This window comes from Cellulomonas uda, assembly GCF_006538705.1.
GTDB classification, from domain to species: domain Bacteria; phylum Actinomycetota; class Actinomycetes; order Actinomycetales; family Cellulomonadaceae; genus Cellulomonas; species Cellulomonas uda.
Genome location: NZ_BJLP01000078.1, coordinates 1 through 8,592 on the forward strand (window position 1 = coordinate 1; position 8,592 = coordinate 8,592).

General features: G+C 74.7%; 10 protein-coding genes. 4 read left to right on the forward strand and 6 right to left on the reverse strand.

The window, feature by feature from the left end; translation table 11 throughout:
• Nucleotides 1-79: 79 nt before the first annotated feature.
• Nucleotides 80-304: a hypothetical protein gene (locus tag CUD01_RS16675; protein WP_157732689.1), complete on the reverse strand. Its 225-nt coding sequence runs from the start codon at nucleotides 302-304 to the stop codon at nucleotides 80-82.
• A 666-nt stretch (nucleotides 305-970) separates the two neighbouring features.
• Between CUD01_RS16675 and CUD01_RS15800 the strand changes: the two genes are divergently transcribed.
• Genes CUD01_RS15800 through CUD01_RS16680 form a run of 4 tightly spaced genes read left to right on the forward strand, consistent with a single transcriptional unit; the run spans nucleotide 971 to nucleotide 3,204 of the window.
• Nucleotides 971-1,741, forward strand: coding sequence for an HD domain-containing protein (locus tag CUD01_RS15800; protein ID WP_094182457.1), 771 nt, complete (start codon nucleotides 971-973; stop codon nucleotides 1,739-1,741).
• Complete coding sequence (locus CUD01_RS15805; RefSeq protein ID WP_141322460.1) at nucleotides 1,738-2,001, forward strand: DUF4031 domain-containing protein; 264 nt, start codon at nucleotides 1,738-1,740, stop codon at nucleotides 1,999-2,001. The genes CUD01_RS15800 and CUD01_RS15805 overlap by 4 nt, the downstream gene beginning before the upstream one ends.
• A 53-nt stretch (nucleotides 2,002-2,054) precedes the next feature.
• Nucleotides 2,055-3,005 carry an L-lactate dehydrogenase gene (locus CUD01_RS15810; protein ID WP_141322461.1) on the forward strand — a complete coding sequence of 317 codons (951 nt, stop codon included), beginning with the start codon at nucleotides 2,055-2,057 and terminating at the stop codon, nucleotides 3,003-3,005.
• A 49-nt stretch (nucleotides 3,006-3,054) separates the two neighbouring features.
• Nucleotides 3,055-3,204 carry a hypothetical protein gene (locus tag CUD01_RS16680; protein WP_157732688.1) on the forward strand — a complete coding sequence of 50 codons (150 nt, stop codon included), beginning with the start codon at nucleotides 3,055-3,057 and terminating at the stop codon, nucleotides 3,202-3,204.
• Between the two features lie 53 nt (nucleotides 3,205-3,257).
• Here the strand turns inward: CUD01_RS16680 and CUD01_RS15815 are convergent, their stop codons facing one another.
• From CUD01_RS15815 to CUD01_RS15835, 5 genes are read right to left on the reverse strand one after another with little or no spacing between them, the layout of a single operon-like run.
• Nucleotides 3,258-4,196: an energy-coupling factor ABC transporter permease gene (locus CUD01_RS15815; protein WP_141322462.1), complete on the reverse strand. Its 939-nt coding sequence runs from the start codon at nucleotides 4,194-4,196 to the stop codon at nucleotides 3,258-3,260.
• On the reverse strand, nucleotides 4,175-5,005 hold the full coding sequence (locus CUD01_RS15820; RefSeq protein ID WP_141322463.1) for an urease accessory protein UreD: 831 nt from the start codon (nucleotides 5,003-5,005) through the stop codon (nucleotides 4,175-4,177). The genes CUD01_RS15815 and CUD01_RS15820 overlap by 22 nt, the downstream gene beginning before the upstream one ends.
• A 30-nt stretch (nucleotides 5,006-5,035) precedes the next feature.
• Nucleotides 5,036-5,764 carry an urease accessory protein UreG gene (gene ureG, locus CUD01_RS15825; RefSeq protein WP_141322464.1) on the reverse strand — a complete coding sequence of 243 codons (729 nt, stop codon included), beginning with the start codon at nucleotides 5,762-5,764 and terminating at the stop codon, nucleotides 5,036-5,038.
• Nucleotides 5,757-6,521, reverse strand: a complete 765-nt coding sequence (locus CUD01_RS15830; protein WP_244937811.1) for an urease accessory protein UreF — start codon at nucleotides 6,519-6,521, stop codon at nucleotides 5,757-5,759. The genes ureG and CUD01_RS15830 overlap by 8 nt, the downstream gene beginning before the upstream one ends.
• 10 nt (nucleotides 6,522-6,531) lie before the next feature.
• Nucleotides 6,532-8,592: an urease subunit alpha gene (locus CUD01_RS15835; RefSeq protein ID WP_141322465.1), complete on the reverse strand. Its 2,061-nt coding sequence runs from the start codon at nucleotides 8,590-8,592 to the stop codon at nucleotides 6,532-6,534.

Below are 8,592 nucleotides of genomic sequence, written 5' to 3' on the forward strand. Positions count from 1 at the left end.
AATCGGAGAGTTGAGGAACTTCCATGAGCGCGCTCACATCCGACCGCCCATCGGGATCACCGTCGACAGAACGAAGCCATCATCCGTGACCCGCCAGCTTGACTCGAACTTCAGTCGCGTCGAGCACGTCCCACACCACCCGGGAGCCGCTCACTCGCGGAGCACCGAGATCGACCGGCACGTCGAGGCTGATCGCACCCTCGTCCGACTCGATCGCGACGAACCCCGACCCGTCCTTCGGGTCGAACGTGATCGCATGCACCGGCGAAGCGACCCGAAGCTCACCCGACTCCTCGTCGGTCACCACGCTCGGGTCGACCGGCGCCCACTCACCCGAGACATCGGTACGAACCGCTCCGGTGCTCGCACTCGCGCGCACCGCACCCACAGGCGTCGCGGTCAACGAGCTGTACGGGTCCAGCGAGTCCAGCGCGACCACGTCGTGCTCACACGCCTGAGCGAGCAGCAACGCCGCGGTCAGCGTGGGCGCCTCCGTCGCCGAGCAGTCGACATCGGAACCCCGCACCGCGTCCGCCGCCGCATACGCCGCACCCGCGACCAGCACAGCGGCCACCGCCGTCACGACCGTCCGCCGGCCACGACCCATCAAGCCCTTACGCACACGCTCCCCCTGCAGCCCGAGACTGCTCGACGGGCAACGGTGCGCGACCCGGCGCGAGGATTATGGCGAAGAATCCGCCACGCCGCGCCCGGTTTGACGCGCTACACCCCTTCGGGCGAACGCGCAGGTCATACATGCCCTCACGCCATGAATGGTCCACATCCGTGTCGACCGCGACGGGCGTCGTGCCGCCGGTGCTCAAAGACCAAGCAACACCAGTCCTCATCTTCGCCGCGCGCAGCGTCGTCACGGCCGCTCGCTCGATGACCAGCGGCTGGGCGTCCGGGACGACCGGTTCGTGCCGCGGGGCTATGCTGACCCGTCCTAGTCGTCGTCGTGAGGGTGGTCATGGGCGTCCTCGAAGCGCCTGCCTGGCTGGTGCCCGCATTCGTACGCAACGTCGTCGGGGCAGGAGCCACGGCGTCGCCGGACGAGATCCGCACCGTCGCCGAGCGTCTGCTCGACCGGTGGCTCTCCCCCGGTCGTGAGTTCCACAACGTGAAGCACCTGGTCGAGGTGCTCGTCCGGGTGGACGAGCTCGACGCGGAGAGCCACGAGCCGGACCTGGTGCGGCTCGCCGCCTGGTACCACGGGGCGGTGTTCGACTCCGCGGAGCGCAAGACGTACGCGAACAAGGGCGGCGAGGACGAGGCGGCGAGCGCCCGCCTGGCGTTCGACGACCTCGTCGGCCTGGGCGTCCCCGAGCACAATGCGCAGCGCGTGCACGACCTGGTGACGGCGCTCGTGCGCCACGCGCCGAACCCGAAGGACCCGGACTGCGCGGTGCTGTGCGACGCGGACCTGGCGATGCTCGCGTCCGAGCCGCAGCGCTACAAGGCGTACCTGCACGACGTGCGCGCCGAGTACTCGCACGTGCCGGCGGCGGACTACGCGCGGGCGCGGGCGCGCATCCTGCGCAAGCTGCTGGCTCGCCCGTCGCTGTTCTCGACCCCGCTCGGTGCCGGGTGGGAGGAGCCCGCGCGGCAGAACGTGGAGGCGGAGCTGCAGCGGCTCGAGAAGGAGATCGCCAAGCACGACGCGGAGGCGGCGGCGCACGCGCTCGTCGCGCCCGACCCGGTCGAGCACGCCGCACCGCAGGACGGGTCCGCCGCGCCGTGATCCTCCTCGACCCTCCGCTGTGGCCGCGCCACGAGCGGCTGTGGTCGCACCTCGTGAGCGACTCCTCGCTCGACGAGCTCCACGCATTCGCCGCACGCGCGGGCATCCCGCCGCGCGCGTTCGACCTGGACCACTACGACGTGCCCGACGAGCGGTACGACGAGCTCGTCGCGCGCGGCGCCGTCCCGGTGGGCACCCGCGAGCTGGTGCGCCGCCTGCGCGCGAGCGGCCTGCGGGTCCGCGCCCGCGACCGGCACTGACCCTGGTGGGGGCTCGTCGCGCCGGGGACGCCGGCCAGGGCTAGCGTGGCCGCATGGCCCGGATCGAGAACTCCAGGCTGACGGTCGTCGGCGCCGGGAGCGTCGGCGTGAGCGTCGCGTACGCAGCGCTCATCCGCGGCTCGGCGCGCACCGTCGCGCTGTACGACATCGACCGCCCGAAGGTCGAGGCGGAGGTGCTGGACCTCGCGCACGGCACGTGGTTCACGGGTGGCACGGTGGTGGGCGGCGCGGACCCCGAGGTCGTCGCGGGCTCGCACGTCGTCGTCATCACGGCGGGCGCGAAGCAGCGCCCGGGGCAGACGCGGCTCGACCTCGCGGGCACCAACGTGCGTCTGCTCGAGCGCCTCATGCCGACGCTGCTCGAGCACGCACCCGAGGCGGTGTACTGCATCGTGACCAACCCGTGCGACGTGCTGACGGTCGCCGCGCAGAAGATCACCGGCCTGCCCGCGTCGCAGGTGTTCTCGTCGGGAACCGTGCTGGACACCTCACGCCTTCGCCGCCTCGTCGCCGACCGCGCGCAGGTGTCCGCCTCCAGCGTGCACGCCGACATCGTGGGCGAGCACGGTGACACCGGGTTCGCGCTGTGGTCGCAGGCGCGCATCGGGACGACGCCCGTCCTGGACTGGGTCTCGCCCGACGGCCACCGGTTCACCCCGCCCGAGCTCGACGCGATCACGCAGGACGTGCGCGACGCGGCCTACCGGATCATCGAGGGCAAGGGTGCGACGAACCTCGCGATCGGCCTCGCGTGCGCGCGGATCGTCGAGGCGATCCTGGGCGACCAGCACGCGGTGCTGCCCGTGAGCACGGTGCACGACGGCCTGCACCGGCTGCACGGCGTCGCGCTGTCGGTGCCGAGCGTCGTCGGCGCGGGCGGCGTGCAGTACGTGCCGGACGTGTCGACCACGCCCGCCGAGGAGGACCAGCTCCAGCACTCGGCCCAGACCCTCCTGGCCACCCAGCACGCCCTGGGCCTCTAACCTCGCCGAACTCGTTCCGCGACGGGTCACACACCCATACGGTGCTGCCATGACGAGCACCGCGCGCACACCGAACGGCGCAGACGAGAAGCCCGCGGTGCGGCAGACCGGCACCATGACCGCTGAGGACTGGGATGCGTTCGCGGCTGGGTTCGCTGGTCTCGCCGACCCCGACATCATGAGTGCGGCGTGGCGCTGACGTCAGGGCCGGTGGAGACGCCGGCGTTCGGCTGAGGCCGGCCGAGCCGGCGGTCAGGCCGGTGCGGACGAGGCGCGGCGCAGGCCGAGGGCGACCAGGCCGGCGACCGCCACGACGCCCGCGAGGCCCGCCGCTCCGACCGGGACGCCGGTGAGGGTGCCGTAGTCGGCGAGCGGGGTCCCGACGAGCGCCGGGCCGGCCGGGGCCTCGAACCCGACCCGCTGCGCCGCCCACTCCAGCCCGTCCGGCGTCTCGACGGCCAGCGCCGACAGGCTGCCGGCCGTGACGACGGATGCGACGCCCAGCGCGAGCGCGCCACGGCGGACGGCCGTACGCGCACGCGGGCGGGCGTCGAGCGCGACGAGCCCCGGGGCGATCGCTGCGACGGCGGCGACGACCGCGCCCGTGACCAGGGCCTCGCCGAGTCCGATCGCGGCGTGGACGCCGAGCATCGCGGCGGTCACCGCGCCGATCCCGACGTCGGCCGTGCCACCCACCGCGTACAGGCCGACGAACGCGAGCGCGGCAGCCGGGACCGACGCGAGCGCCCCACCGGCGGCGGCGAGCGCGACGCGCCCGACGTCCGGGACCCGGCCGGCGAGGCGCACGACGAGGCGCTGCACCGACCATCCGACGAGCGTCCCGACACCCGCCATGAGCAGCGCGTTCACGCCGAGCGCGGTGATCCCGCCGTCGGCGAACAGCACGGCCTGCACGACGAGCACCGCGGTCACCGCGAGCGCGCCGAGCCACGGCCCGACGAGCGCCGCGGCGAGCGCCGAGCCGATGAGGTGCCCGCTCGTGCCGGGCGCGACCGGGTAGTTGACCATCTGCGCGGCGAACACGAAGCCCGATGCGACGGCGGTCATCGCGACCTGCTCGCGGGTCGCCTCGGCGCGGGCACGGCGCACGGCGTGCGTGAGCGCGGCACCGGCGACCACGGCGGTCGCGATGCTCGTGCCGGGGTCCATCACGTGGTCGGGGACATGCATGTCGTGCTCCTGTCGTCGGTCCCGGCGGGCGTGCCGGGCGCGTCGGTCGAGGTCTCGGGGTCGAGCGGCGGTGCGGCGTCGGGGGTCGGGAGCGCCGAGCGCCAGCGGGTGACGAGCGGGCCGACGTCGGCGACGTGGGCCGCGGTGCCAACCGCGCGGGCGAGCGCGCCGGGGCCGTGCAGGTCGAGCACGACGAGCCCGCGCGTCTCGTCGTCGCGCGCGCCGCCGCCGTCCGCAGCGACCGACCGGCGACCTGCAAGCAGCACCGAGTCGACGACGCGCGCGTCGCCCAGCACGCCGGGTGCGATGTGCGGGCCGGTCAGGTCGAGCTCCTCGACGAGCAGGTCACGTCCACCCACGACCGCGCGGGTCGCGGACCGCAGCAGCCCGCCGCGCTGCCCGTCGCGTCCGAGCACGAGCGTCTCGCGCAGCAGCGCCGCGCCCTCGTCGTGCACGTGCACGCTCGTCGTACGCGTGACGTCCGCGCCGTCGGACACGACGAACGGCAGCGCGTCCCACACGAGCGACGCACCGCGCCCGACGTGCACGTCCGCCGCCCACGACGCCGCCCGCCCGCGCCCGTGGTACGCGACCGTGCCGGACGTCTCGACGAGCTCGAGCGCCACGCCGTCGCCGACGCGCACGTCGACGTGGACGTGGTCCCCGCCGAGCAGCAGCGCGCCGGTCGCGACGAGGGCCACGGTCACCCCGCGGTCGTCCTGCGTCAGGACGCGCGGCGCGAGGTGACCGGCGCGCAGCACGCACCGCACGCGGTCCCCCGCGCGCTCCACCTCGACCGTCGTCCGCACCGTCGCCCGTCCCTCGCCCGTCCCTGTCGATCAGTGGGTGTGCACGAAGCCCCCCGCGGGGTGCTCCTCGTCGGCGTGGAAGTGCGGCGCCATGGGGCCGGGGTCCTGCGGGACGTGCGCCCCGGCGCGGTGCGCGGTGAGCATGAGGCGCACCCAGTCCTTGAGCGCCTCGACGGACGCCTCGTCGTGCCGCGACAGCGCGAGTACCGGCCGCCCGTCGCGGGCCGCGGTCGCGTCGGCGACCATCTGCGGCACGTCCACGCCCACGTACGGCGCGAGGTCCGTCTTGTTCACGACGAGCAGGTCGGCGCGCCCGATACCCGGGCCACCCTTGCGGGCCACGTCGCCGCCGCCCGCGACGTCGAGCACGAAGATCTGCGCGTCGACGAGGGCCGGGGAGAACGTGGCCGTGAGGTTGTCGCCGCCCGACTCGACCAGCACGACGTCGAGCGGCGCGAAGTCCTCCTCGAGGTCCTCGACGGCGAGCAGGTTCGCGGTCACGTCGTCGCGGATCGCGGTGTGCGGGCACGCACCGGTCTCCACGGCCCGGATCCGCTCGGGGTCGAGGACGCCCGCGGAGCGCAGGAAGCGTGCGTCCTCGTCGGTGTAGATGTCGTTGGTGACGACGCCGAGCTGCAGCTCGGCCGCGAGCTCGCGGCACACGAGCGCGATGAGCGAGCTCTTGCCCGTGCCGACCGGGCCTGCGACGCCGAGTCGCAGCGACCTCGTGGGGGCGGGGTGGGTGTGGGTGTCAGGCACTGAACAGCCTCTCTGTGCGGCGGGCGTGCTGCTGCGCCCACTCCTCGAGGAGCGGGGCGCCGGATGCGGGGATGTCCCCCGGGTCGGTGAGGTGCGCGACGCCCGCGGCCATGGCCTCGACGGTCGGCGCGGCCGCGACGACCCACCCGGTCGCCTCGGCGGGGTCGACGGGCGCGAGCTTGAGCGTCGCGGAGGCGATCGTCTGCACGTCGTCGTACCCGACGAGCTGCGCGACCTGCCGCGCGTCGAGCCCGACGCACGCGCCGACGACGCCGAGGACGAGCGGGCGCGGCGGCTGCGCGCGGTCGCTGCGTCCGACGGGTCCCGTGAGGACCGGGACGGAAGCGGCCAGGCGCGTGCGCTCGGCGACGACCGCCGCGTCGAGCGCGACGACGGCGGGGTGCGCACCCCACAGCCGGTGCGCGAGCCGCAGGTAGCCGCGGCCGAGCCGCTGCGAGGTCTCGCGCAGCGCCGGCGCGGGGGTCCGCGCGGCCCACGCCTCCCACACGGCCCGCAGGCCCGCGACGCGCTCGTCGGGGTCGGCGGTCACGACGTGCCGCGCGACGACCGCCACCGCGGCCTCGGTGCGCGTCACGGTCGCGAGCCGACCGCCCACGTACCCGGGGACGTCCGCGACGGACAGCCCCGCGAGCAGCGCGGGCTCGAGCCCCGCGGACTGCGTGTGCCCGCCCGTGGGCAGGCGCGCGTCGGCGAGCAGCGCGAACAGCACGCTCGTCGGCGGGTGCACGTCGGTCACGGGGTCCCCCTCAGAACATCGTGTACAGCTGCGCGAGCGGCAGCCGGTCGGCGGGGGCGGGTGCGATGCGCTCACCGTCGACGTCGATCGCGAACGACTCGGGGTCGATGTCGATGCGCGGCATCGCGTCGTTCAGCCGCATGTCGGCCTTGCCGACGCCACGGGTGTCCGCGACGGCGGCGAGCGTGCGGCGCAGCCCGAGCCGGTCCGCGAGCCCGTCCTCCAGCGCCGCCGGGGCGACGAACGTCATCGACAGCTCGGGCGCGATCGCGTCCCCGAACGCGGGGCGCATGAGCACGGGCTGCGGCGAGGGGATCGACGCGTTCGGGTCACCCAGCGCGGCCCACGCGATCGCGCCGCCCTTGAGCACCACGGACGGCCGGATGCCGAAGAACCTCGGCTCCCACAGCACCAGGTCCGCGAGCTTGCCGGGCTCGACGGACCCCACGTGCGCGTCGATGCCGTGCGCGACCGCGGGGTTGATCGTGTACTTCGCGACGTACCGCCGCGCGCGCAGGTTGTCCGCGGGCTCGTCGGTGCCGAGCGCGCCTCGTCGGGCCTTCATGACGTGCGCGACCTGCCACGTGCGCGTGACCACCTCACCGATGCGGCCCATCGCCTGCGCGTCCGACGACGTGATCGACATGGCCCCCAGGTCGTGCAGCACGTCCTCCGCGGCGATCGTCGTCGCGCGGATGCGGGACTCCGCGAACGCGAGGTCCTCCGGCACGTGCGGGTTGAGGTGGTGGCAGACCATGAGCATGTCGAGGTGCTCGGCGACCGTGTTGACGGTGTGCGGGAGCGTCGGGTTGGTCGAGCCCGGGATGACGTTCGCGTGCGACGCGACCGTGAGGATGTCCGGCGCGTGCCCGCCGCCCGCACCCTCGGCGTGGAACGCGTGGATCGACCGCCCCCCGATCGCGGCGAGCGTCGACTCGACGAACCCCGCCTCGTTGAGCGAGTCGGAGTGCAGCGCGACCTGCAGCCCCCACCGGTCCGCGGCCCGCAGCGCCGCGTCGATCGCGGCGGGCGTCGAACCCCAGTCCTCGTGCACCTTGAACCCGGCCGCGCCCGCGAGCGCCTGCTCGTCGAGCCCCTCGTCGGACACCGTGTTGCCCTTGGCGAGCAGCAGGACGTTCACGGGCAGCGCGTCGAGCGCGCGGTGGATCGTGCCCAGGTGCCACGCACCCGGGGTGACCGTGGTCGCCTTCGAGCCCTCGGACGGTCCGGTGCCGCCGCCGACGATCGTCGTCAGGCCCGTCGCGAGCGCCTCGTGCACCTGCGACGGCGAGAGCAGGTGCACGTGCGAGTCGATGCCGCCCGCCGTCAGGATCCTGCCCTCGCCGGAGATGACGTCGGTCGACGGGCCGATGTGCAGGTCCGGGTGCACGCCGTCCGCGACGTCCGGGTTGCCCGCGCGGCCGAGCGCGACGATCCGCCCGTCGCGGATGCCCACGTCCGCACGCACCACGCCCCACCAGTCGAGCACCACCGCGTTGGTGATGACGGTGTCCAGCGCGCCCGCCGCGCGGCTCGTCGTGCCCTGCGCCATCGACTCGCGGACCGACTTGCCGCCGCCGAACACGGCCTCGTCGCCGCCGACCGTGCGGTCCTCGGTCACCTCGACCCACAGGTCGGTGTCCGCGAGGCGGAGCTGGTCACCCGTCGTCGGGCCGTACAGCGCGGCGTACCGCGCGCGGGTGACCGCGAGGCCGGTGCGCGGTCCCGACGAGGCCGCGGGCGCGGCGGGCACCGGGCCCAGGGCGCCGCCGTCCGCCTTGTCCCGCTGCAACCCCGGCACGCGCCGCGCACCCCGGATCGTCACCGCGTCGACCCGCGCGGACGCGCCCGGCTCGAACCGCCGCGACGTCCCCGAGGGCAGGTCGAGCCGGAAGCCGTGCGCCGCCACCCGGTCGAGGTCCAGCGCCGGGTTCGCGTCGGGCAGGTGCACGTGCGACCCCACCTGCACGGGCCGGTCGCCCGTGTTCGTCACGACGAGCGTGATCCGCTCGTGCGGCTCGCGGTCGTTGAGCACCACCGGCTCGTCCTCGCGGCCCGGTGCGAGCCGCAC

Excerpts from the sequence above, each read along its gene's own strand:
- CUD01_RS15815 (WP_141322462.1), bottom strand. The coding sequence starts at position 4,196 with ATGCATGTCCCCGACCACGTGATGGACCCCGGCACGAGCATCGCGACC.
- CUD01_RS15810 (WP_141322461.1), top strand. The coding sequence starts at position 2,055 with ATGGCCCGGATCGAGAACTCCAGGCTGACGGTCGTCGGCGCCGGGAGC.
- CUD01_RS15800 (WP_094182457.1), top strand. The coding sequence starts at position 971 with ATGGGCGTCCTCGAAGCGCCTGCCTGGCTGGTGCCCGCATTCGTACGC.
- CUD01_RS16680 (WP_157732688.1), top strand. The coding sequence starts at position 3,055 with ATGACGAGCACCGCGCGCACACCGAACGGCGCAGACGAGAAGCCCGCG.